At 35.3% G+C, this 23,260-nt stretch carries 24 protein-coding genes; 17 read left to right on the forward strand and 7 right to left on the reverse strand.

Annotation, left to right across the window (positions count from 1 at the left end):
* The first annotated feature begins 10 nt into the window (after window positions 1–10).
* The 5 genes from ilvD to IJL02_RS07105 all read left to right on the forward strand — a co-directional run bounded on the left by ilvD (window position 11) and on the right by IJL02_RS07105 (window position 7,368).
* Window positions 11–1,660, forward strand: a complete 1,650-nt coding sequence (gene ilvD / locus IJL02_RS07085) for a dihydroxy-acid dehydratase (protein WP_292813970.1) — start codon at window positions 11–13, stop codon at window positions 1,658–1,660.
* A 7-nt stretch (window positions 1,661–1,667) separates the two neighbouring features.
* Window positions 1,668–2,939, forward strand: coding sequence for a histidinol dehydrogenase (hisD, locus tag IJL02_RS07090; protein ID WP_292813974.1), 1,272 nt, complete (start codon window positions 1,668–1,670; stop codon window positions 2,937–2,939).
* 674 nt (window positions 2,940–3,613) lie between these two features.
* Window positions 3,614–4,153, forward strand: coding sequence for a DapH/DapD/GlmU-related protein (locus IJL02_RS07095; RefSeq protein ID WP_292813977.1), 540 nt, complete (start codon window positions 3,614–3,616; stop codon window positions 4,151–4,153).
* 667 nt (window positions 4,154–4,820) lie between these two features.
* Window positions 4,821–6,140 carry an aspartate--tRNA(Asn) ligase gene (gene aspS / locus IJL02_RS07100; protein ID WP_292813981.1) on the forward strand — a complete coding sequence of 440 codons (1,320 nt, stop codon included), beginning with the start codon at window positions 4,821–4,823 and terminating at the stop codon, window positions 6,138–6,140.
* Window positions 6,141–6,165: 25 nt separating this feature from the next.
* On the forward strand, window positions 6,166–7,368 hold the full coding sequence (locus IJL02_RS07105; protein ID WP_292813985.1) for an aminoacetone oxidase family FAD-binding enzyme: 1,203 nt from the start codon (window positions 6,166–6,168) through the stop codon (window positions 7,366–7,368).
* An 82-nt stretch (window positions 7,369–7,450) separates the two neighbouring features.
* Here the strand turns inward: IJL02_RS07105 and IJL02_RS07110 are convergent, their stop codons facing one another.
* Entirely contained in the window at window positions 7,451–7,594 is a 144-nt protein-coding gene (locus IJL02_RS07110; protein ID WP_292813987.1) for a hypothetical protein, read from the reverse strand.
* 253 nt (window positions 7,595–7,847) lie between these two features.
* Here IJL02_RS07110 and IJL02_RS07115 point away from each other — a divergent pair, with 253 nt between their 5' ends.
* The 4 genes from IJL02_RS07115 to argS are packed head-to-tail and all read left to right on the forward strand — an operon-like array spanning window position 7,848 to window position 11,909.
* On the forward strand, window positions 7,848–8,477 hold the full coding sequence (locus IJL02_RS07115) for a cobalt-precorrin-8 methylmutase (protein WP_292813989.1): 630 nt from the start codon (window positions 7,848–7,850) through the stop codon (window positions 8,475–8,477).
* Window positions 8,478–8,486: 9 nt separating this feature from the next.
* The gene (gene hemL, locus IJL02_RS07120; protein WP_292813992.1) at window positions 8,487–9,761 is read left to right on the forward strand and encodes a glutamate-1-semialdehyde 2,1-aminomutase; all 1,275 of its coding nucleotides are present in this window, start codon (window positions 8,487–8,489) and stop codon (window positions 9,759–9,761) included.
* Between the two features lie 4 nt (window positions 9,762–9,765).
* On the forward strand, window positions 9,766–10,191 hold the full coding sequence (locus IJL02_RS07125) for a signal peptidase I (RefSeq protein WP_292813996.1): 426 nt from the start codon (window positions 9,766–9,768) through the stop codon (window positions 10,189–10,191).
* A gap of 17 nt (window positions 10,192–10,208) precedes the next feature.
* Window positions 10,209–11,909: an arginine--tRNA ligase gene (argS, locus tag IJL02_RS07130; protein WP_292814001.1), complete on the forward strand. Its 1,701-nt coding sequence runs from the start codon at window positions 10,209–10,211 to the stop codon at window positions 11,907–11,909.
* 240 nt (window positions 11,910–12,149) lie between these two features.
* On the opposite strand, the gene IJL02_RS07135 is transcribed toward argS, so the two are convergent.
* The 4 genes from IJL02_RS07135 to IJL02_RS07150 all read right to left on the reverse strand — a co-directional run bounded on the left by IJL02_RS07135 (window position 12,150) and on the right by IJL02_RS07150 (window position 15,100).
* Window positions 12,150–12,683, reverse strand: coding sequence for a nitroreductase (locus IJL02_RS07135; RefSeq protein ID WP_292814005.1), 534 nt, complete (start codon window positions 12,681–12,683; stop codon window positions 12,150–12,152).
* Window positions 12,680–13,099: a MarR family winged helix-turn-helix transcriptional regulator gene (locus tag IJL02_RS07140; RefSeq protein ID WP_292814010.1), complete on the reverse strand. Its 420-nt coding sequence runs from the start codon at window positions 13,097–13,099 to the stop codon at window positions 12,680–12,682. The genes IJL02_RS07135 and IJL02_RS07140 overlap by 4 nt, the downstream gene beginning before the upstream one ends.
* Entirely contained in the window at window positions 13,086–14,453 is a 1,368-nt protein-coding gene (locus IJL02_RS07145) for an MATE family efflux transporter (RefSeq protein WP_292814013.1), read from the reverse strand. The genes IJL02_RS07140 and IJL02_RS07145 overlap by 14 nt, the downstream gene beginning before the upstream one ends.
* 134 nt (window positions 14,454–14,587) lie before the next feature.
* Entirely contained in the window at window positions 14,588–15,100 is a 513-nt protein-coding gene (locus IJL02_RS07150) for a hypothetical protein (RefSeq protein ID WP_292814015.1), read from the reverse strand.
* Between the two features lie 127 nt (window positions 15,101–15,227).
* On the opposite strand from IJL02_RS07150, the gene purD reads away from it, so the two are divergent.
* The 5 genes from purD to IJL02_RS07175 all read left to right on the forward strand — a co-directional run bounded on the left by purD (window position 15,228) and on the right by IJL02_RS07175 (window position 19,339).
* On the forward strand, window positions 15,228–16,538 hold the full coding sequence (gene purD / locus IJL02_RS07155; protein ID WP_292814017.1) for a phosphoribosylamine--glycine ligase: 1,311 nt from the start codon (window positions 15,228–15,230) through the stop codon (window positions 16,536–16,538).
* 22 nt (window positions 16,539–16,560) lie between these two features.
* On the forward strand, window positions 16,561–17,409 hold the full coding sequence (locus tag IJL02_RS07160) for a TMEM175 family protein (RefSeq protein ID WP_292814021.1): 849 nt from the start codon (window positions 16,561–16,563) through the stop codon (window positions 17,407–17,409).
* Between the two features lie 59 nt (window positions 17,410–17,468).
* Window positions 17,469–18,374: an ornithine carbamoyltransferase gene (argF, locus tag IJL02_RS07165; protein ID WP_292814026.1), complete on the forward strand. Its 906-nt coding sequence runs from the start codon at window positions 17,469–17,471 to the stop codon at window positions 18,372–18,374.
* A 156-nt stretch (window positions 18,375–18,530) separates the two neighbouring features.
* Complete coding sequence (locus IJL02_RS07170) at window positions 18,531–18,926, forward strand: hypothetical protein (protein ID WP_292814029.1); 396 nt, start codon at window positions 18,531–18,533, stop codon at window positions 18,924–18,926.
* Window positions 18,923–19,339: a hypothetical protein gene (locus IJL02_RS07175; protein WP_292814032.1), complete on the forward strand. Its 417-nt coding sequence runs from the start codon at window positions 18,923–18,925 to the stop codon at window positions 19,337–19,339. The genes IJL02_RS07170 and IJL02_RS07175 overlap by 4 nt, the downstream gene beginning before the upstream one ends.
* A 33-nt stretch (window positions 19,340–19,372) precedes the next feature.
* Here IJL02_RS07175 and IJL02_RS07180 read toward each other — a convergent pair whose 3' ends face one another.
* Window positions 19,373–19,621: a zinc-ribbon domain-containing protein gene (locus tag IJL02_RS07180; RefSeq protein ID WP_292814035.1), complete on the reverse strand. Its 249-nt coding sequence runs from the start codon at window positions 19,619–19,621 to the stop codon at window positions 19,373–19,375.
* Window positions 19,608–19,943, reverse strand: coding sequence for a DUF2085 domain-containing protein (locus IJL02_RS07185; protein WP_292814038.1), 336 nt, complete (start codon window positions 19,941–19,943; stop codon window positions 19,608–19,610). Before IJL02_RS07185 ends, IJL02_RS07180 begins: the two co-directional genes overlap by 14 nt.
* Window positions 19,944–20,039: 96 nt before the next feature.
* Between IJL02_RS07185 and IJL02_RS07190 the strand changes: the two genes are divergently transcribed.
* Genes IJL02_RS07190 through IJL02_RS07200 form a run of 3 tightly spaced genes read left to right on the forward strand, consistent with a single transcriptional unit; the run spans window position 20,040 to window position 22,750 of the window.
* Window positions 20,040–21,734, forward strand: coding sequence for an acetolactate synthase large subunit (locus IJL02_RS07190; RefSeq protein ID WP_292814041.1), 1,695 nt, complete (start codon window positions 20,040–20,042; stop codon window positions 21,732–21,734).
* Complete coding sequence (ilvN, locus tag IJL02_RS07195) at window positions 21,735–22,220, forward strand: acetolactate synthase small subunit (protein ID WP_292814044.1); 486 nt, start codon at window positions 21,735–21,737, stop codon at window positions 22,218–22,220. It abuts the gene before it with no gap.
* A gap of 2 nt (window positions 22,221–22,222) precedes the next feature.
* The gene (locus tag IJL02_RS07200; RefSeq protein ID WP_292814047.1) at window positions 22,223–22,750 is read left to right on the forward strand and encodes a carbonic anhydrase; all 528 of its coding nucleotides are present in this window, start codon (window positions 22,223–22,225) and stop codon (window positions 22,748–22,750) included.
* Window positions 22,751–23,260 lie beyond the last annotated feature (510 nt).

Genomic DNA, 23,260 nt, shown 5'->3' on the forward strand with positions numbered 1-23,260 from the left:
GTGTGATTAAATGAAAAGTGATAGTATAAAAACAGGAATTCAAAGAGCACCGCACAGGTCTCTTTTAAGGGCATGCGGACTCGATGATGAAGACTTTAAAAAACCGTTCATCGGAATAGCCAACAGTTTTACAGATATCGTACCCGGCCATATCCACCTAAAGGAATTGGTTGAATTCGTTAAAGAAGGTATTATAGCTGCCGGAGGTATTCCATTCGAATTTGATACAATGGCAGTATGTGACGGAATCAGCATGAACCATGAAGGTATGAAATACTCCCTTCCGTCAAGAGAAATCATTGCGGCAACTGTGGAAAGCATGACCAAAGGCCACGCATTTGACGGACTGGTACTGATTCCAAGCTGTGATAAGGTAGTTCCTGGAATGATTATGGGTGCAGCACGTGTTGATGTACCAAGTATTGTTGTTACCGGAGGACCGATGCAGTCCGGCGAGTACAAAGGAAAACCTGCTGATTTGATTACCGTTTTTGAAGCGGTTGGTGCAAATTCAGCTGGCAAAATGTCAGAAGAGGAAGTTTATGAGCTTGAAAAATGCGCTTGTCCTGGTGCAGGAAGCTGTTCAGGTTTATTTACAGCAAACACCATGGCATGCATAACCGAAACATTTGGTTTGTCACTTCCGACATGCGCTACAACTCATGCAAGAACAGAAGAAAATGATCAAATAGCCTTTGAATCCGGAAAACAAATAATTAAACTTGTTGAAGATGACATCAAACCCTCTGACATATTGACTCAGGAAGCATTCAACAATGCAATTGCAGTTGACATGGCTTTGGGCGGATCTTCAAATACCGCATTGCATATTCCGGCTATTGCAAGTGAAGTTGAAGGCGTTGGCGTTGATTTGGATTTATTCGATGAAATTTCAAGAAACGTTCCACACATTGCACTTATCTCTCCTGCAGGTGAAGACTCAATGATGGATTTGCACCTTGCTGGCGGAATTCAGGCAGTTTTAAAAACATTAGGGGATAAAATCGACACCAGCCAGATGACTGTAACCGGAAAAACTATTGAGGAAAACTTAAAGACTGTTGAAAACAAAAACACCGATGTAATTCATACACTTGATGACCCTGTACATGCCGACGGTGGAATAGCTATCCTAAAAGGAAATCTCGCTCCAAACGGCAGTGTAGTTAAAAAAGGTGCTGTTGCAGATAACCTGATGCATCTTAAGGGACCTGCAAAAGTATATGATTCAGAAGAGGATGTAACAAAAGCAATATTTGACCATGAAATCACCGAGGGTGACATTGTCGTAATCAGATATGAAGGACCTAAAGGAGGTCCTGGAATGCGTGAAATGCTAAACCCTACTTCAGCTTTGGCAGGGATGAACATCAAGGATGTCGGACTTATTACCGATGGAAGATTTTCAGGAGGAACCAGAGGACCTTGTATCGGTCACGTATCACCTGAAGCAATGGAAAACGGACCGATTGCAGCTATTCAGAATGGCGATATAATAGAAATTGACATTAACAACAGGTCAATCAATGTGGAGCTGAGCGATGAGGAAATTGAAAAAAGGCTTAATGAAGTCAAACACCCTGAAAGCGACATTGACGGATGGTTGGCATTGTATCAAAAACTTGTTCACTCTGCAGATACCGGAGCTATTTTAAGGTAGTGTTAAAATGGATATACTAAATTATTCAGATATTGATTTGACTGAAACTATTAAAAGATCCGAAGAAGACGTAAACAAGGTTTTAGAAATTGTTTCTGATATCTTAGACAATGTTAAAAACAATCAGGATAAAGCTATTAGAGAATATACTGAAAAATTTGACGGTGTTACAATAGAAAATTTGAAAGTATCCAAAGATGAAATCAAAGAGGCTTACGATACTTTAGATGACGAACTGCTTGCAGCTTTAAAACAGGCAGCATCAAACATTGAGAAATTTCACAAAAAGCAAATTCCAAGCGAATGGGAAATGGAAGTAAACCCTGGTGTTGTTGCAGGCCAAATCGTAAGGCCAATCAACTCAGCCGGATGTTACATACCTGGAGGAAGGGCAGCCTATCCTTCATCAATATTGATGACTGTAATACCTGCAAAAATCGCAGGAGTCAAAAAGGTTGTATGTGTAACCCCACCACAAAAGGACGGTAAGATTCTGGGTGCCATTTTGGTGGCAGCAGATATTGCAGGTGCTGATGAAATTTATAAGGTCGGTGGTGCTCAGGCTATTGCAGGTCTTGCTTATGGAACAGAATCCATACCTCGAGTTGAAAAAATTGTTGGTCCCGGAAATATATTCGTTACAGCCGCAAAGAAATTAGTCTATGGTCAAGTAGATATTGAGTTTCCGGCAGGGCCGTCTGAAGTTCTTATATTGGCTGATGAAACTGCAAATCCTGAATTTTTGGCAACTGACATTTTGGCACAGGCTGAACACGACCCAAATGCGTCATGCTTTTTGGTAACTGATTCAAAAGAGTTAGCTATTAAGACTGATGAATTTGTCAAACAGTTAACTGAGATTGCACCAAGACGTGAAATCATTGAAGAATCATTATCCAAAAGTGGAAAAATCATAATCACTGACACTTTTGAAGAGGCTATTCACGTTACAAATGAATATGCTCCCGAACATCTAATCATAACCACTAAAGATGATGATGAAACACTTTCACACATAAACAATGCCGGTTCAATCTTTTTAGGTTCCTACTCACCTGTTGCTGCCGGAGATTATGGATCCGGAACAAATCATGTGCTGCCTACCGGCGGAGGGGCAAAAATGTATTCAGGACTATCAACTGAAGCGTTTATTAAAAAGCCGACAGTTCAAAGACTGACAAAAGAAGGTCTTGAGCAGTTATCTAAAACTTCAGTTCCAATAGCTGAATATGAAGGATTTTTTGCTCATGCAAATTCATTTAAAACAAGATTGAAATAGTGTTTATAAGTTATTTCTTCTTATAAACCTTTCTTATTTTTTCATTATTAGAACAATTTTACATAACTACTTTAATTTTGTAAATCTACTTTCTAAGACTTTTTTATAGTTTGATATTCTAATATTTTCTTCAATAGATGAATTAATAACTTAATCCATTAATAAAGGTGAAGTTATTGAAAATCAAAAATATCTTCCTCTTTTTAATTATAGGGGGGAGAGAATGTATGAGAAGATAATGATTCTTCTCACAATAGTTTTAGTAATTATTGCTGTCATTGACTTATTAGTTAAGTTATTTGATTAGTAATTTTGACTAATATCGCAGTTGAATTTTGAAAGAATGGTTCGTGATTTTTCAAGGCCCATCCGCTGGAAGTTTTGCGTAATTCTTCCCATTCTTTTTTATTTTATGAAAATATTAATTCATAATCATTTATTTCAAAAATTATTAGGTTTTTGTTTAGTTAGATAAATTTAAATATTAGTTTTTTAATATAATATTAATGAATATGGGTTTCATATTCATGGTTTTAATAACAAACCAAAGTTAATGGATAAACTGTTGTCTTTCGGATGGTGGCTTATAAGTTTTTTAGCTTATAAGCTTAGACAACATTATACTTTTTTTGATTATATAATTTGATAGGAAAATATTCTTTGCAGGTGATATTATGGAAGAATTTAGAGTTGACATGAGGGAGATGACTCCCGAAGAGTTGGAATTGGGTGCAAAACAAGCTCAAACTGTTTTTAAACTCAATCACACAATGCCGATGAGTGAAGAGTACAATGAAGTATTGAAAGAATTATTTGGCGATAATCTTGGTGAAAACTCAATGGTTGTTGCTCCAATTGCCGGTGCTGCTTTTGAACACATGAAAATAGGTAACAACGTATTCATCAATTCAAATTCTCTTTTAATGGCTCGTGGCGGAATAACAGTTGAAGATGATGTATTGATGGCAGCTAATGTTCAATTGCTGTCCAACAATCACGATGAATATGACAGGCAGGTTCTAACCTGCAAACCAATTCATATTAAAAAAGGAGCCTGGATTGGTGCAGGTGCAAGCATTTTGGCTGGCGTTACCGTTGGTGAAAATGCAATCGTCGGTGCCGGAGCCATCGTAACCAAGGATGTTCCTGATTATGCTGTTGTTGTAGGTTCTCCTGCAAGAGTAGTTAAAACTCTAGATGAAGATAAATTTTAATATTTATCACTTTTTTTATTTTCATACAATATTCTTAATTTAATTAAAATTGATAAAACAATTTTAATTTTGATTTATAGCTTTATTAACTATTTATATTACTTTATATCTAATTTTATTTTGTAATAGATAAATTAACAACTTTATTAACTGATTTGGGGATTAATATGTTATTAAATTATATTTTTCCCCTATTTTTTAATGGGGGGTAGCTTTGAGCGAATTGTTAATTTTGCTTGATATTGTCTTGATTGTTCTTGATATTATTGTCATAGTCAAACATTTCAATAATTAATTGAATGGTCTCGTATGATAGTTGGTTTTTGTAAGGTTGGTTCGTGATTTTTCAAGGCCCGTCAGCCGGAAGTTTTGCGTAACTCTTCCCAACCTTATTAGACTATTATAATTGCTTATTTTTTTAAAATATCCATTTTTAAACAAGTCGGGTAAACTTTATATATTATGTAAATCTACACTATATTTAAGAATATGAGTTATTCATATTCAATACCTTCTATTAAAAACAGAAGAATCAGTTAATTAAAACAGTTGTCTAATCTGGCGGTAGTTTATAGGTTTCTATAAACTTAGACAACACTTATTTTTAAAAGTATTAATCATTTTTCTTTTAAAATTAAATTATTTTTACAACCTCGAGGTGAATAATTTGCAAGGTTTATTAAAAGATTGGAGAAGAACCAACTATGCCAGCCAATGCAATCCTGAAGTTGCAGGTGAAGAAATTACTGTAATGGGTTGGGTTCACGAAATCCGTGATTTCGGTGGAATAATGTTCGTCATCATTCGTGATGTAACTGGCAGAGTACAAATTACTGCTCCAAGTAAAAAAGTAGATGAAAACATAATGGAAGAATTAAGAGAATTAAGAAAAGAATCCGTTGTTGCAATCAAAGGTATGGCACAGGAAGCTCCTAAAGCACCAAACGGTGTTGAAATTTTACCAAAAGAAATTAAACTATTAAGCTTAGCTAATCAGCCTTTACCAATGGATCCTACAGAAAAGGTTAAAGCAGGAATCGATACAAGATTAGATTCAAGATTCTTAGATATCAGAAAAGAAAATGTTTCAGCTATTTTCAAGATTAAAGGTCAAATGTTCCATTCTATAAGAGACTTCTTTTATGAAAATGGATTTTATGAAATCAACACTCCTAAACTCGTAGCTTCAGCTACTGAAGGAGGAACAGAATTATTCCCTATTCTTTACTTTGATAAGGAAGCATTCTTAGGACAGTCCCCACAATTATACAAACAGATGATGATGGGCAGTGGAATGGACAAGGTATTCGAAATAGGTCAGATTTTCAGAGCAGAAGAGCATGATACCTTAAGACACTTAAACGAAGCGGTATCAATAGATGCTGAAGCATCCTTTGTTGATGATGTTGACATGATGAATGTCTTAAACAAAATGCTCGTTCAAATCATAAACGACATCAATGACAAATGCAGTGATGAATTGGCAGTTTTAGGCCATGAACTGGAACTTTCAGATGAAAAATTCCCTCATGTAACCTATGATGAAGCTGTTGACATCATTAATGCAAATGGCGTTGAAATGCCTTGGGGTGAAGACTTATCCCGTGAGGCTGAAAAGGTATTGGGTGAAGAAATGGGAGGATTCTATTTCTTGACTGAATGGCCATCTGCTATCAAACCGTTTTATGTAATGCCTAAAGACGGTGATGAAAAATACTCTCATGCATTTGACCTGATGTACAATAATTTGGAATTGTCTTCAGGTTCAACTCGTGTACACCAACACGATTTACTTGTAAAACAAATTGAAGAAAGAGGATTAAATCCGGACGGATTCGGAACTTATCTTAAAGCATTTGAATATGGTATGCCTCCTCATGCAGGTTGGGGTGTAGGTGCTGAAAGATTGACCATGGTCATGACCGGATCTGAAAACATCCGTGAATGTGCTCTCTTCCCAAGAGACAGACACAGATTAACTCCTTAATTTCTTTCTTTTTTTTAAGATTAATATGGAAGAATATGACATAGCTGTTGTTGGTGGAGGACCGGCAGGAATCATGGCTGCAATTGCCGCCAGCCGGAATTCATCCAGCGTAATATTGCTTGAGAAAAATTCCAAACTGGGTCGCAAGCTTTTGATGACTGGTGGCGGAAGATGCAATATCACCAATCTAAAGCCAATAAAAAAGCTATTGAATTCATATTCTCAAAAAAACTTTTTAAAACACTCTTTTTATATTTTTACAAATGAAGATTTATTTTCATTATTTCAGGATAAGGGATTAGGTTTTATACAGGAAGATGACAACAGGATTTTTCCAGAAACTGAAAAGTCTTTAGACATTTTAAATGTTTTAACTGAATATCTCGATGATGTTGTTATAAGTTATAACTTTGAAGTCGAATCGATTAGGCAAGGTTTTATAATAAACGATAAAATCAAGGCAGATAAGGTCATAATTGCCACTGGTGGAATAACATACCCTCAAACCGGATGCAGCATTAAAAATTATTCTCTAACTTCACAACCTTTAACTGACATCAAATATGGGCTTGTTCCCCTATTGACCAAAAAAGATTTATCCGATATTGCCGGTGCAACATTATATGATGTTGTTATAAGTTATAAGAAAAGTAAAGTCAAAGGTAATGTGCTGTTTTCCCATGTTGGCCTTACAGGTCCTGGAATTATAAATTTAAGCAATTTAATTTCTGAAAGTATAACTTATAACTTATTAGATGATAATCCTGATTTTGAATTTGAGATAGCTATTGACTTATGTCCTGAACTTTCACGAGATCAGTTAAATGATAAGTTTAACAGAGATTTCCAAGACAAAGGAAAGACAATGCTTAAAAATTACCTGAAGCTGTTTTTGACAAACAGGTTTGTAGATTTCTTTTTGGATGAACTTGATTTGGACGGTGAGATTCAGCTATCAAGAATTAACAAGAAAAGTAAAAATAGATTAATAGAAAATTTAAAAAGATTTCCTTTTGAAATTAATGGATTTAATTCTGATTTGTCTAAAGTTACAATTGGCGGTGTTGATTTGTCAAATGTCAATGCTAAAACCATGGAATCAACATTAATTTCTGATTTGTATTTTGCCGGTGAAGTTCTTGATGTTCATGGACCGACCGGTGGCTATAATTTAAAAATCGCATTTTCTACAGGATATCTGGCGGGATTGTCAGCAAGTGCTAAATGATGTTAATTATAATTACTCAATTAGATTTACTAGGTTTTACATTCAAAAATCAGTTGGCGGACAATCAGTAAAAAATTAGGGTTTAAAAGAAATCAACATGCCGACTATTTTTGATTCTTTGTTTGATTTTATTTTCATTTTTATTCTTTGGCCTTTTCATTTCTTTTAAAAAGCTTTTGGTATCTTTTCCTTTTAATGTTGGTGTTGGTGCTATAGCTTTTGCCATTTTAATTACCTCTAATTCTATTATAATATTCAATATTCATAGTTATTAAAGATGATTTAAAAATTATATAAAGCTTGTTGAACTCATTACGTAAAATTGCTTTGAGAAAAACGTAATATTTAAACTTTAGGTTCTTTAAAACATTTTTCGAGAGTATTTGATAAGTTTTAAAAGTCATTTTTGGATTTTGATTCTAAACGGTGTATTGATTAAAACAAAATATTTAACTGATATATTTACCAATAGTTATAATATGACAGACAAAATGTTCATGGGTGCATCAACTAAGCAAGGTCTGGATATTGCAAATAAAAGTAGAGAGATTATCCGTGGCCTTATTGGTGATGATGTCAAAGACTTAAAACCTATAGAAAGAGACATCGTTGAGAGAATTGTTCACTCAACTGCCGATCCTGAATATGCTAAATTGGTACATATGAGTTCTGATTTTGTGGATGCAGCTATGGCCTCCCTTAAAAATAAGGAAACCATTCTGACAGACATTAACATGGTCAAGTATGGTATTACACGATATGAGGGGGAAGTTGAGTGTTACATTAAAAACGAAGAAGTTGTAAAAATAGCTAAAGAAAATCAGATTACAAGAGCGGCTGCTGCAATGCGTTATGCTGCGGCTAATGATTTTGAAGGAATTGTAGTTTCAGGTAATGCTCCAACTGCTGTTTTTGAAGCAATGGATTTATATGCAAAAGGTGAAATGAATCTTAAGGCTATTGTAGGCGTTCCGGTTGGTTTTGTAGGAGCGGCCGATTCCAAAGAGGCATTACATAACTCCGATATTCCAAACATTATCGTTGAAGGTCCTAAAGGTGGAACACCAATTGCCGTTGCTTGTGTAAATTCATTAATACAACATTTATAGTGTGATAAAATGTATTCCGAAGAATTGTTCAATGAATCTAAAAATTATTTTCCTGGTGGAGTAAACTCTCCGGTACGTGCTTTTAAGCCTTATCCGTTTTTTGTTAAAAGCGCTGGGGGGTCCAGAATCACTGATGTGGACGGCAAGACCTACATAGACCACTGTCTTGCATACGGTCCTTTGATATTGGGTCATGCAGACCCTAAAGTTGTAAGGGAAGTTTCAAATCAGTTGACTATTGGAACCGCTTACGGCACTCCAACTGAAAATGAAATAACTCTTGCAAAAGAGGTTGTAGACAGAATTCCTTCTGCTGAAATGGTAAGATTCTGTAACAGCGGAACCGAAGCAACAATGAGTGCTATCAGGCTTGCAAGAGGTTTTACAGGTAGGGATAAAATTGTTAAATTTGAAGGCGCATATCATGGTGCGCATGATTATGTTTTAGTAAAAGGAGGATCCGGTGCCGCAACACTACCTGACAGTCCGGGAATTCCGGCTGACACCACTAAAAATACATTATCAGTACCGTTCAATGATGAAGAAGCTCTAACAGAACTGATTGAAAAGGAAGGCGAAAACATTGCATGTATCATTATGGAAGTGGTCATGGGCAATGTTGGATGCATAGAACCAAAACCAGGATTTTTAGAGTTCATTAGAAAAATCACAGAAGAAAATAATATTATTTTAATATTTGATGAAGTAATCACCGGTTTTAGAGCATCAAGAGGTGGAGCTCAACAATATTATGGCGTAACTCCTGATTTAACTACATTAGGTAAAATTGTTGGTGGAGGACTTCCGATGGGTGCTTTTTGTGGAAAAAAAGAAATCATGGAACTGATAGCTCCTAACGGTCCGGTTTATCAGGCAGGTACATTTTCAGGAAATCCGGTTTCCGTTCAGGCGGGAATTTCCACTTTAACACAGCTTGATGATGCTTTCTATAAGGAACTTGAAAGGAAAGGAAACTACCTGAGAGGAAACATCCAGTCAATTATAGAGGATGAGGAATACAATATCCAGCCGGTCGGACTTGCTTCAATGTTTCAGATTTATTTCAATCCAGAACCTGTTTATAACTATGCTGATGCTCAAAAATCCGATAGAAAACAGTTCTTAAGATACTTCAAGGCATTGCTAAAAGAGGGAGTATTTATTCCGCCATCTCAGTTTGAATGTAATTTTATTTCAAATGCACACAGTATGGAGGATATGCAAAAAACTTCAGATGCCATTGAAATAGCTCTTCAGGCAGCTTTCAGAAAAAGAAGAAGGTAATATAATGGAAATTGATTATAAAGAAATTGCATCATACATAATTATCCTTGTAATAGTTCTTATCGCCGCTCAACACTTAAACGTTGTTGTTTCAGGCAGTATGGAACCTGCATTTTACAGAGGAGATATTGTCCTTGTTCAAAAGGCGGATTTTTTAGGAATCCATGAGTTTGACCCGAAAGATGTTGAAATCGGGGATGTTGTAGTATATGACGCAAAATGGTTTAACCAGCCTGTAATTCACAGAATTATAAATATTGTCGATATTAACGGAACTACTATGTATCTTATAAAGGGAGACAATAACAACGGTCCCGATCCGTATTATGTCGAAGCCAGTCAGATTAAAGAGAGAGTTGTAACGCTCGGCGACAGTCTGGTAGTTATTCCAAAAATTGGTTATCTTTCCCTTTGGTTAAGGGGTTTATGATTATTTAAGGTGAGTTAATGTATTTTGAAATTGAAAAACAAGCTATCGATGCCATTAATAAGGCATTGGATCAATATGATGAAGAAATAGACAGGAATTTTAAATTAGAATTCCCTCCAAATCCAAAATTAGGAGATCTTGCAAGCACTATTGCTTTTGCATTAACTAAAAAGTTAAGAACTTCCCCTCCGGAAGTTGCAAAGGATTTAGTTGAAAAAATTGAAGTTCCGGAAATCTTTTCTGAAGTCAAAAACTTCGGACCGTATGTGAATTTCTTTATAGATTATTCCAAATTTTCAAAATTGCTTTTGGAAAAAGTTGATGAAAATTATGGTCAGCTTCCGGAATATGGCGAAAAGATTATCCTTGAGCATACTTCAGCTAATCCTAACGGTCCGCTTCATATCGGACATATCAGAAACTCCATTTTCGGAGATTCCCTTGCAAGACTTTTACGCTTAGCCGGAAGGGATGTGGAAACTCAATATTATGTTAATGATATGGGAAGACAGATTGCCATTATTGTCTGCGGTATTACCGAATGCGGTTTGAAAATCGAAGATTATGAAGGCGAAAAGCTTGACCACAAAATCGGAAAACTGTACTTTGATGCAAACAAGGCAGTTGAAGAAGATGAAGCTTTAAACGCTAAAGTCGATGAATTAATCCAAAAGTACGAAAAAGGTGAAGATGAAGAGTTAAACAAAGTCTTTGAAAGCGTTGTATCACAATGCATATCCGGAATGAAGGAATCACTTCAGAGAATGAATATCGTCCATGATGATTTTGTCTGGGAAGGCCAATTTATCAGAAACGGTGAAGTTGATGATTTGGTATATTACATCCAAAGAGAAGGATTTACCCGTGAAGACGATGTTTTATACATTGATTTAACAGACTTTAACATTGAAAAGGAATTTGTTTTAAGAAGGTCAAATGGAACTTCCCTTTATTCTACCCGTGATTTGGCTTATCACAAATACAAAGCTACTTTAGGAGACACAGTACTTGATATTTTAGGTTCAGACCATAAACTGGCCGCAAAACAGATTAAAGTTATTTTTGAAGAAATTTTTAGGCAAACTCCTCCTGAAGTCATATTTTATGAATTCATCACTCTTCCTGAAGGTTCAATGTCAACAAGAAGGGGTAAATTCGTATCTGTTGATGAATTAATTGATGAGGCAGTATTAAGAGCTAGTGATGAAATTAAATCAAGAAATCCGGATTTAAGTGAAGATGAAATTGCACCTATGGCTGAAGAAATTGGTGTTGGAGCAGTAAGATTCTTCATTGCTAAATTGTCCCCTGAAAAACACTTAACTTTCAAATGGGATGAAGCTTTAAGCTTTGAGAGAGGTTGTGCTTCCATTCAATACGCACACGCAAGAGCATGCAAATTACTTGATAATGCCGGCAAAGACATCAGCTCTTTAAAAGTGGATGATAACTGGGTTCCAAATGAATCTGAACAGGACCTTATAAGACAGATTGCTAAGTTCCCGCAAGTTGTTGAAGATTGTGCAAATAAAAAGAGAGTTCACAACATTACACAATATTGCCAGGACTTGGCCGGTTCATTTAACAGATTCTACAAATCAGAACAGGTTATCGGTTCTGAAGTAGAAGACACCAGATTGATTTTAGTTGACAGAGCTAAAATAACCATTAAAAACGCTTTAGATATTTTAGGTGTTTCAGCACCTGAAAAAATGTAGATGAGTAGTTTAACTCATCTTTTTAATTTTTTTTAAATTAATCTTTCTATACTAAGATAGATTTCTAATTTTTTTAAATTAATCTTTCTGTACTATGTTAAATTTATTATAAGATTTTAATGATTAATTTTAATAAATAATATTTTTAAAATAAGTTTTATTAATATAAAGCAATATTTAGCCGAATTTAGAAAAAATATTTCATATTTGGCATAAAATTATTACAAAAAAGCAAAAGATTTAATCCACAAAGTGGATGTAATCTTCTTTTCTTGGAAGTGGTTGTGGTGCTTCCATATCGGCATAGCCTAAAACGACATGACCAACGCCTTCATATCTTTCAGGTATTCCCCATTCTTTTAAAAGTTCCTTTCCTTTTTCGGATGCAAACTCATCACGTGCCCTGTGAATCCAGCAGGATCCAACACCAACTGCATGGGCTGCATTAACTAAGACGGCCAATACGCTGGATCCGTCTTCTACCCATGTAGGCATTTCACTGTCGGCTAAAACTATTAGCAAAGTTTTTGCTCCGTAAAATGGATCCATATCTTCAGGAACTTCAACAGGAAAAAAGCTTCTGTTCCATGCAGACAGTTCCTTGATTTTTTCAGCATCCTGAATTACAACTATTTTCGGGGACTGCGCACCTCTTCCGGTCGGAGCGTAAGTGCCTGCTTCTAGAATTGTTTTTAAATCTTCATCTGATATCTGTTCGTCTTTGAATTTTCTTATGCTTCTTCTGGTTTTCAAATCATAAATTGTCTGGTTCATATTATCTCCTCTGAAATTTTTCTTAAATTATCTTTAAAGTTATCGTATTCATCAGCGCCGATTATCTGCTTTATTCTCTCATCCCACTCATCATCATAATCCATTACCTTTTGGGCGGTTTTTGCGCCTTTGTCGGTAATTTCTATTCTTTTTGTCCTTTTGTCTTTAGTTCTTTTAATGAATCCTTTATCTTCGAGTTTTTTTAGGTTTCTTGTTATTGTGCTTTCGTTTAGATGAAAATTTTCCGCCAATTTCTCCTGGATTATTCCCTCATTATCATATATGGCTATCAATAATGGAAAAAGTCCGAAACTTAAATCTTCATCTTTTACTTTTTCATTCAAGAACTTTGCATGTTCCCTATAGATTATTGAAATGTAGGGAACTGTGGGAACATCCTTATCAAGCATTAACATTCCCTCTTATCAGTCTGTTTATGTACAGTTCAATGCAGGCATAACATATAATCGAACCTATTCCCCCTCCTAAAAGCATTCCGCAGTAAATTCCAAACTCTCCCATGTGGAATGTGAATCCTAAAAGGTATGCGAATATCAGCACAAGTATAAATTCCCTGAAAGTTGTAAGAATTAGGGATATTGTTCCTTTTCCAACACCCTGGAAAACGTTACCTGCACTGGCTCCGAAAGGAACATATAATATGAAAAGACACATTATTTGAAGAAAACTTGCAATTAATGGCTCAAGCTGAGCGCTGCTTTCAGAGTATGAGAATATAAATGCAATCTGATTTGCAAATACGTTCAATATAATACATACTATTATTGAAGCTATTAAAGCTACTTTAACGGCGTATCTTGCTGTAACTCTTAAATTTTCATATTTGCGGGCACCGAATGCCACGCCTGCAACTGAAATTGCCGCTGTACCGACACCGATTGCAGGAAGCATTCCAATGTTTACTATTCTCCATCCTGCTGTATAAACAGCTACTGATACAGGACCGGATACTATTGTAAGCATGTAATTGACAAATATTGTTAAAACTGACAGCACCAATTGCTCCAGACTGGCAGGAATACCGACAACTAAGATATCCTTATACATTCCAAAGTCATTGCGGAAATCTTTTAAGCTGTATGAAAGATAGGTGTCTTTTTTAACAAATATCCAGTAAAACATTAAAAGCAGGCTTATAAGAGGTCCCAATACTGTTGCCCATGCGGCCCCTTTGATTCCCATTCCAAATGTGTAGATGAAAATCGGATCTAAAACCATGTTGATTATTGCTGCAAGTGCTATTGGAATTGTTGCTCTTTTGATGTCTCCTTCAGCTCTAAATGCTCCACCTACAATTGGAGGCATCAGTAAGGCAAATGTCCATGCAAATATGATAAAACCGTAGTCCATGGCATAGTTTATGACACTGCTTGCGCCCATCATATTCAGCATAGGTTCCATAAATACAAGAAAGATGATTGATATTATAACCGAAACGATAAAACTTAAGATAAGGTTATGTATCGCTGCATTGTTTGCTGAAGCCTTATCTTCGGCGCCAATAAATCTTGAGATAAGTGAATTACCACCAGCTCCTATTCCGTTTCCAAAACCTACTAAAATCATAAATAGTGGTGTAATATATCCGAGTGCAGCTAATGGTTCTGCACCGAGTCCTGCTACCCAAATACTATCAATAATGTTGTTTGCAAAAATTAAAAGCATACTGCCTATAATAGGTAATGATAATTTGTTGATAGCCTTTTTAGGGTCTCCTGTAATCATTTCAATGTTTTCATTTTTCTCCATAATAACATCTCTTGCATATGCAACTATACTCTTGTATATGCAAGTGTAAATATATAAATGTTTTGATATAACTGAAGTTGAATATTAAAAAAATAAGGGATAATTTGTTAATTATTACAAATTATCATTTAAATTTAGTCGTGTGATGACTGTAGTAATGAAACGAGTGTTTTTTCATCAGGAGCAAACACGTGGACTAATTTTCCATCTTCAATGTAGTCGAATGCTACTCCGCCATCGTATTCATCAACCCATCCGTCTTCATCAGCTAGTTTTTTAGCTGTAGCAGTTGCGGTTGGAGTGTATGTGTCATCATCAAGTTCAGCGCTTCCAAAAATAACACTTATCAAAATTCTTTCATCACCTTTATCAAATGCGTCAGTTGATATTTTCAAGCCTTGAGAAGCGTTATAGTCTTCACCTACCACTTTTGCGGTTTCATTTTCTACAAATCCTTCAGGGATGGTAAATTTGAAACCCTGTATTGTCAATACATTATTGTCGAGTTGCACAGACCCACCGTCGGAATTGGTGCTGTCGCTGCTGGAAAAACTAAAGCTCCAGCCGTTATCTTCAGCACTTACCGCACTGACGGAAATACATGCTGCGAGTAAAACTACTCCAATCATTAGAATTTTTTTGTTCATTTTTTTTCACTTTATAAGATAACTTGGTAGTTAATTTTAACTTTTTTTGTTAATTATAATTTTTGTTTTCATCTCTAAATTTAAATATTTTTAAATATATAATTAAAATACAATAGGAGAATTTACTATGAAAGTTTTAGTTGTTGGTACTGGTGCTCGTGAACATGCTATTGCTGATGCACTTAAAGATGATGTAGAGTTATACTGTTATATGAGCAAAATAAACCCAGGAATGAGCAAAATTGCAGAATTCAAGCAAGGTGATGAAGGGGAAGTTGAAAAAGTAGCTGCATATGCTATTGAAAATGAAATTGACATTGCATTCATTGGTCCTGAAGCTCCACTCGGAAAAGGAATTGTGGACGAACTTCAAAAAAATGGAATTCCATGTGTTGGACCGACCCAAAGCGCAGCCAGAATCGAAACAGATAAGTCATTCATGAGAAAGCTATTTGAAGATTATGAAATTGAAGGATCCCTGGTTTATAAAGTGTTCGATAACTCTGAAGAGGTTTCTAAATTTTTAGATGAATTTGACCGTGATGTTGTAGTAAAACCTGTCGGTTTGACTGGCGGTAAAGGAGTTAAAATCGTAGGTGACCACTTAAAAGATAATGAAGAAGCAAAAGAGTATTCATGCGAAGTTATTGACAATGTAATGGGCGGATTTGCTCAAGTAATTATTGAAGAAAGATTAATCGGTGAAGAATTTACAATCCAGGCATTCTGTGATGGTGAACATTTGGCTCCAATGCCTGCAGCACAGGACCATCCTCATGCATTCGAAGGCGATGTAGGAGCAATCACAGGAGGTATGGGATCATATTCTGATGTTGGTGGATTGTTGCCATTCTTAACTCAGAAAGATTATGATGATGCAGTAGCAATCATGCAGGAAACCTTAAAAGCTATTGCTGAGGAAGCAGAGCCATATAAAGGTATATTATATGGTCAGTTCATGTTAACCGCTGACGGACCAAAACTCATAGAATACAATGCAAGATTTGGAGATCCTGAAGCAATGAATGTTTTACCACTTCTTAAAACTCCATTGGCTGATGTTTGCCAAGCCATTGTTGACGGTAATTTGGATAAGGTGGAATTTGAAGATAAGGCCAGCGTATGCAAATACATCGTACCTGACGGATATCCTGAAACCGAACATGCCGGCGAAATTATTGAGGTTGATGAGCAGGCCATTGAGGATATGGGCGCAAAAGTATTTTATGCAGCAGTATCTGCTGAAGATGACGGAATTCACCTGTCCGGTTCAAGAGCATTAGGTATTGTTGCCAGCGGCGAGTCAATCGAAGAGGCTGAAAAAATAGCTGAAAAAGCATGCGAGTTTGTAAAAGGTAACGTTTACCACAGAAGAGATGTGGGAACAGCCGAACTTGTAGCTAAACGTGTAGAACATATGAAAGAAATTTTAAACTAAATTTCTTTTTTATATTTTTTTGGTGATTGAAATTAGAGAAGATGCCAGTCCTGAAGATATTGAAGAGTTAAAAAGAAGTATTCGTGAAAAAATTGATGTTATCAAAGAGAATGCTGATAATGAGAAAGATATTGAAAAATTAGAGAAAATAGATTCTTTTTTAAAGTATAGAGCTTCAACATCATGGGATGATGATAAAAAAGCTAAAAAATATGCTAAAATTAATAAAGGTTTAAGTTTTTATCAGCGTTTCAAACAGGCTTTTGAAAGTGATGTTGATATTGATCCCGGACGTCTATTAGGTCTTACAGATGGAATTTTCGGAATGGTAATGACTCTTTTAGTCTTTGGTATTGCGCTTCCTGAACTTCAAATTGTTAATCATGCCGATTTTGTAGCATTTATTACAACATTGACTCCAACAATCGGCGTTACAATAGTCAGTTTTGTATTGATAAGCTCCTTTTGGATTTACCATCATGAATTCATCAAGGTAAAAACTCTCAATATGCCCTATCTATGGTTAAACATATTATTTTTGATTTGTATATCATTTATTCCATTTTCCACTTCATTAATAGGTAATTATTCTCATTTCTTCTTGTCTGAGGCGGTATTCGGTTTAAATATATTTTTAACATTGATTGCTTTCTTTTTCATGTATCATTATGCCGACCGCAGGAATTTCCTTGAAGGCAATCCAACTAAAGAAGAAAAAAATCATGTAATCCATACACTGCTTATAATTATGGGGCTGACAGTTATTGTCAATCTTTTGGACTTCCACGTCTCAGGCAGTTTCATATATCTGTTTTTACTTGTTCCTGTAATCTCAACAGTCAGGGATATTATATTTAAAATGAAATCATAGAAACATTTAATATATATCTTTAACATATATTCTTTTTTATAATGAAAAGGGGATTAATAATGGGCAGTTTATTATCTATTTGTGATATTAAAGAGGATGTTGGACACATTCTTGATTTGGCTAGTAAAATTAAAGCAGGAGAAATGGAAGAAAAACCTCTTGAAGGCAAAACATTGGCAATGATTTTCCAGAAATCATCCACCAGAACAAGGGTTTCTTTTGATGTTGGAATGTGTCAGTTAGGTGGAAGAGCTATTTTTTTATCATCCAATGATTTGCAGATGGGAAGAGGAGAGCCTATTTTAGATACTGCCAAAGTTTTAAGCCGTTTTGTTGACGGAATCATGATTAGAGCCATTAAACACAGTGATGTTGAAGAGCTGGCCGAACATTCCGATGTGCCTGTTATTAGCGGCCTTACTGATTTGGAACATCCTTGTCAGGCCCTTGCCGATGCATTAACTATCAAAGAACACTTCGGATCTTTTGAAGATAAAAAGATTTGTTTTGTCGGCGATGGAAACAATGTCTGTAATTCTCTTTTATTAATCGCTCCTCTTTTAGGCATGGACATGTCCGTAGCCTGCCCAAAAGGATATGAACCTAATGAGGATATCCTTAAAACCGCCCAGGAATTTGCAAAAGAAAACGATACTGAAATTACTGTCAGTGACGATATCGGCATTGCTTTGGAAAATGTTGATGTGGTGTATACTGATGTTTGGGTAAGTATGGGTGATGAAGCGCAGGCAAAACAAAGGGAAATTGATTTTGCACCGTTCCAGGTCAATTCTGATTTGATGAGCCTTGCAAATGATGGAGCTATATTTATGCACTGTTTACCTGCAATCAGGGGTCAGGAAGTAACATCCGATGTAATTGACGGACCTCAATCCGTAATCTATGATGAGGCTGAAAACAGGATGCATGCCCAAAAGGCTGTTTTATATTATTATTTAAAATAATATTTATATTTTTTATTTTTCTTTAAAAATATTTTTTTCCATTTTAAAGTAAATATTGCTTTTATTTTGTAAAATTGACCTCATATAATACTAAAATTATTTATATTAGTCTTTACAAACAATATTTTATAATTTAATAAGTTATGGAGGTTATTTATGATTCAAAAATTTCAAAAGGCAGAAAGAGTTTTTGTTCCAAGTGATGAATCCAAATTGACCACTCAAAATTTGGAGGAATTTATTTTAAACAATTTTCGTGTTCCTGATGATGATTTGGGAAGAATTAGTAGATTTATCGCAAGTGACCTTGATTTAAAAAAGATTATTTTTGATTTGCCGGGTCTGATAAAAACCGAGTTTGCATTTGAAAAATTAGAGATAAAATTCTATGATGAGTTTCAGGAAGATGAATTAATGCTGGTGATTGGAATTTTTACGTCTGGTGATATTGAATCATCTTTAATTAAGGAAGAAAAATTAGAACGTAAATTATATCAATTGTATAATAAAAGTTCTGCTGATAAACTTTTACTTATTGTGGAGTGTAAATGATGGAATCTGAAGATTTTGATTGGTGTGGCTATTACAAACTTGGCGATTCATACATCCACAACAATAATCAGGCAAAATTAAGGACAGGTATTAGTAGGTTCTATTATGCTGCTTTTTGCAAATCAAGAAACCTGCTTAATCGAAGAAAAACTTATCTTAATGAGAAATCTAGAAAAATCATGACTTCTAAAAATGCAGATGTACATAGTGAAACTTCAAGAATTTTTAAAAACCATGAGGAATACAATAGGGAGGATATAGGCAAAATCATTTCTAAAGAGTTGAATAAACTTAGAAGAATGAGAAATCAGGCGGATTATGATAATATCATAAATGAACCTTTGGATAATATGTTATTTGAATCTAAAATAAGATCTAAAAGAATAATCGATCTGTTAAATGAAATAGATTAATCAAATTAGCTTAAAAACAACCTTTTCACCAAATCAGAACATGCCCATTATAGCAAAAATAATAAAAATTCCAACCAGACAAAGGCAACAACCAATCCAGGTTGAGCTGTTATCTTTAGAAGATGTGCCGCTTGTGGTTTGACTGTTTTGATATGTATTGTTATTTGCCGGAGTAGTTTCTATTACTTCTACTTTTTTTGGCTCTTCTTTTAATGGTGCTCCGCAGTTTCTGCAGAATTTAGCATTATCAGGATTGTTTTCACCACATTCATAGCAATACACTTAAAATCACCTTCATTACTATTTTTAAAAATATTATTAATCCGATTCCACCAATAAAGCCGGTTATGAATCTTAAATTATTTGTACTTTCTCTCGGACCGAAATACTGTGTTATGCCGTCAACGGATACAGGAATCATCAGTATCATTGACAATATCAGCATGTTGAAGTCATAGGCATGGCCATAAAAATGATTCCAGATTAAATATGCGGCCAATCCTGCATAAAATCCTGTACATCTGGCACAGACTGGAAACTGATGGCCTTTAATAAAGAAACTTCTTTCTGGAATTTTGTGGCAAATGTATTTGGTAATGTTCATTTTATCACACAATATATTCACATTAATATTTTAAAGTTAATTATATATATTTTTGTATCCATATCTAATTGTATAATATATAAAAAGGTTTTTAAAATGAGAGGCGGAGAAGCGATAATTGAATCCCTCAAGAATGTGGGGGTAGACACAATATTTGGTTATCCTGGCGGACAGACCATACCATTCTATGACATGTTATATGATGCAGATATCAATCATATACTCGTAAGACATGAACAGTGCGCAGCTCATGCAGCAGACGGATATGCAAGAGCTTCAGGCAAAGTGGGTGTGTGTTTGGCAACTTCAGGTCCGGGTGCAACAAATCTTGTAACAGGTATTGGAACTGCTTTTATGGACTCTTCTCCAATTGTAGCCATTACAGGACAGGTTCCTACTCATTTAATTGGAAATGATGCATTCCAGGAAGCAGACATTATTGGAATCACAATGCCTATTGTAAAACATTCATATCAGCCTAAAGATCCTGACTTAATACCTTCCATTGTCAAAACAAGTTTTGAAATAGCAAGAACTGGAAGGCCGGGACCGGTTTTAATCGATGTTCCAAAAGAAGTTCAGGAAGGCGAACTGACTAAATTTGACGATTCATTAATTCAGACACCGGGTTACAATCCGACTACAAAAGGAAATATCAGACAGATTAAAAAGGCACGTGATTTGATTAAACAAGCTAAAAAGCCATTGATTTTAGCCGGGGCCGGTGTAATTATATCCAATGCATGCTGTGAGTTAAAGAAATTAGCTTACACAATTAACGCTCCTGTAATGACTTCACTATTAGGTAAAGGAGCAATTGATGAGACAAGCGATTTGGCATTGGGTATGCTTGGTATGCATGGGCGTAAGGTATCAAATGATTCAATAAATGAATCTGACTTGCTTATAGCTATAGGAATCAGGTTTTCAGACAGAACTACAGGCAGACTTGACAGTTTTGCTCCTGATACCAAAATCATTCATATTGATATAGATCCTGCTGAAATAGGTAAAAACGTCGAAGTAGACCTGCCTATTGTAGGGGATGCTAAAAATGTATTGTCATCTTTAAATAAACTTTTAAAAGATTATAAGGCTTCAGATGATGTTAATAAATGGTCAGAGATGATAAAGCAAAGAAAACATGATTTGCTTCCAAGAGTGACTTATGATGATGTTCCTCTAAAACCTCAAACTGTAATTAAGGAGATTTCAGAGGTATTGACTCCAGATTCAATTTTAACAACAGATGTAGGTCAAAACCAGATGTGGGCAGCACATTTCTATGATACTCAAAAGCCTCGCAAATTCATATCATCCGGCGGTCTCGGTACTATGGGATTCGGATTCCCGTCAGCTATAGGTGCCAAAATTGCCTGTCCGGAAGATACTGTCGTTTCAATAAACGGGGACGGTGGATTTTTAATGGTTTGTCAGGAACTGGCTACCGTTCGTGAATATGACATACCGGTTATAGCGGTTGTTTTAGAAAACAGAACTTTGGGAATGGTATATCAGTGGCAAAGTCTCTTGTATAACGAAAGGCATTCACAGACACTGCTTGGAAACAGTCCGGACTTTGTTAAGTTAGCCGAAAGTTTCGGCGTTAATGCAGTTAGAATTACAAAACCTGGCGAGACCAAAGAAGCTTTAAAATCAGCTATTAAAGATAATGAACCAATATTATTGGACGTTGTTGTAAATCCTGATGAACTGCTTCCGATGCTTCCACCGGGAGCCGGAATCAATGAGATGATTGGTGAATATAAACTTGAAAAGGATGTGATTTAGATGGCTCTTGAATATCACGTTATTTCTACATTGGTTGAAGACAAACCTGGTGTTTTACAGAAGGTGGCAGGTCTTTTTACAAGAAGAGGTTTCAACATTGACAGTATCACTGTTGGGGAATCCGAAGTTGAAGGATTGTCACGTATGGTTATTTCAGTGCATGCTGATAAGAAAGGATTGGAACAGGTCACCAAACAATTAAATAAACTGGTTGATGTTATCAAGATTAAAGATATTACTAAAAATGCTGTTAAAAGGGAATTATGTCTTATTAAGGTGCATATTCCTGATGAAAAAGCAAGATCAGAAATAATGCAATATACTCATATCTTCAGGGCTAAGATTGTGGATGTTTCAGAAGAAACACTTATGATTGAGCTTACAGGAGATGTTGAAAAGATTAATGCATTCGTATCTTTATTGAAAGGTTATGGAGTCAAAAAGATTTCAAGAACCGGCCTTACTGCAATGGCAAGGGGAGTATAAAAATGACTATATTGGAAAACGTTTTGGAAGATAATAAAAAGTTTGTTGAAAATTTTGAAGGCAAAGAAATGTCTCACCATGCTCAAAAGAAGTTAGCTATCCTAACATGCATGGACTGCAGACTGATTGACTTTTTTGAACCTGCATTAGGCCTTGAAAGAGGAGATGCAAAAATTGTTAGAAATGCAGGCAATTCAATCGTCGGTGAGGATGCAATCAGATCAATCGGTGCAGCGCTTTACAATTTGGGCTGTGAAGAAGTGTTGGTTGTAGGCCACACTGAATGCGGAATGGCCGGAGCAGATGCAGAAGCATTAAAAGAAAAGATGCTTGCCCGTGGCATTGCTGAAGAGGACATTGCAAAATATGACCTTGCAGCATGGATAGGCGGATTTGAAGACGAAGAGGAAAACGTCAAAAACGTTGTTGAAAAAATCAAAAACCATCCGTTGATTCCTGATGTGCCTGTGCACGGTCTTATAATCGATATTGTAACCGGTGAGTTGAAAGTTTTAGTAGATGGTTATTAGAGAATATTATTAAAAATAATATTCTATTTTCATTTTTTTTATTAATTTTTTTAAGATTAAATCTAAGTTGATTTTCTGTAATTTTACCGTAAAGTTTATATTTAATGTTTTTTTCACTACAATTTTGCATTATGGCTTCAACAAGCTTTAAATATCTCCTAAATTAAATATATTCTCTTGAAAAGCCTCAAAATATTTTTGGAAGGAGGTGAATAAACATGAAAATATTTTTAGTCAATAGTGTTTATTTGCAGTTCAGTTTTCCCTTGCTGAATTGGGTTCTTTCCATGCTTCTCTTGGAGGTGAGAATGATGGAGTTATTAATCTTCATATTAGCATCATATTGTTTTAATATTTGGATAATATTGATTCATATGATAAATTGGAGATAACTGCTCAAATTTTCACTTCATTAAGGCAATTAAATGTTGCTGTCAATGATGGTCTTTGAAAAAATTGTTTTCATGAGGTTTTTCCCCTAGATTGTAACTATTTAATTGCCGATTAATT

Origin of the sequence: Methanobrevibacter sp. (genome assembly GCF_017427765.1) — an archaeon.
In the GTDB taxonomy this organism is placed as follows: Archaea; Methanobacteriota; Methanobacteria; order Methanobacteriales; family Methanobacteriaceae; genus Methanocatella.

Coding starts and splice junctions, on each gene's coding strand:
- ilvD (WP_292813970.1), top strand. CDS start 11: ATGAAAAGTGATAGTATAAAAACAGGAATTCAAAGAGCACCGCACAGG.
- hisD (WP_292813974.1), top strand. CDS start 1,668: ATGGATATACTAAATTATTCAGATATTGATTTGACTGAAACTATTAAA.
- IJL02_RS07095 (WP_292813977.1), top strand. CDS start 3,614: ATGGAAGAATTTAGAGTTGACATGAGGGAGATGACTCCCGAAGAGTTG.
- IJL02_RS07105 (WP_292813985.1), top strand. CDS start 6,166: ATGGAAGAATATGACATAGCTGTTGTTGGTGGAGGACCGGCAGGAATC.
- IJL02_RS07110 (WP_292813987.1), bottom strand. CDS start 7,594: ATGGCAAAAGCTATAGCACCAACACCAACATTAAAAGGAAAAGATACC.
- IJL02_RS07115 (WP_292813989.1), top strand. CDS start 7,848: ATGACAGACAAAATGTTCATGGGTGCATCAACTAAGCAAGGTCTGGAT.
- hemL (WP_292813992.1), top strand. CDS start 8,487: ATGTATTCCGAAGAATTGTTCAATGAATCTAAAAATTATTTTCCTGGT.
- IJL02_RS07125 (WP_292813996.1), top strand. CDS start 9,766: ATGGAAATTGATTATAAAGAAATTGCATCATACATAATTATCCTTGTA.
- argS (WP_292814001.1), top strand. CDS start 10,209: ATGTATTTTGAAATTGAAAAACAAGCTATCGATGCCATTAATAAGGCA.
- IJL02_RS07135 (WP_292814005.1), bottom strand. CDS start 12,683: ATGAACCAGACAATTTATGATTTGAAAACCAGAAGAAGCATAAGAAAA.
- IJL02_RS07140 (WP_292814010.1), bottom strand. CDS start 13,099: ATGTTAATGCTTGATAAGGATGTTCCCACAGTTCCCTACATTTCAATA.
- IJL02_RS07145 (WP_292814013.1), bottom strand. CDS start 14,453: ATGGAGAAAAATGAAAACATTGAAATGATTACAGGAGACCCTAAAAAG.
- IJL02_RS07150 (WP_292814015.1), bottom strand. CDS start 15,100: ATGAACAAAAAAATTCTAATGATTGGAGTAGTTTTACTCGCAGCATGT.
- purD (WP_292814017.1), top strand. CDS start 15,228: ATGAAAGTTTTAGTTGTTGGTACTGGTGCTCGTGAACATGCTATTGCT.
- argF (WP_292814026.1), top strand. CDS start 17,469: ATGGGCAGTTTATTATCTATTTGTGATATTAAAGAGGATGTTGGACAC.
- IJL02_RS07170 (WP_292814029.1), top strand. CDS start 18,531: ATGATTCAAAAATTTCAAAAGGCAGAAAGAGTTTTTGTTCCAAGTGAT.
- IJL02_RS07175 (WP_292814032.1), top strand. CDS start 18,923: ATGATGGAATCTGAAGATTTTGATTGGTGTGGCTATTACAAACTTGGC.
- IJL02_RS07185 (WP_292814038.1), bottom strand. CDS start 19,943: ATGAACATTACCAAATACATTTGCCACAAAATTCCAGAAAGAAGTTTC.
- IJL02_RS07190 (WP_292814041.1), top strand. CDS start 20,040: ATGAGAGGCGGAGAAGCGATAATTGAATCCCTCAAGAATGTGGGGGTA.
- ilvN (WP_292814044.1), top strand. CDS start 21,735: ATGGCTCTTGAATATCACGTTATTTCTACATTGGTTGAAGACAAACCT.
- IJL02_RS07200 (WP_292814047.1), top strand. CDS start 22,223: ATGACTATATTGGAAAACGTTTTGGAAGATAATAAAAAGTTTGTTGAA.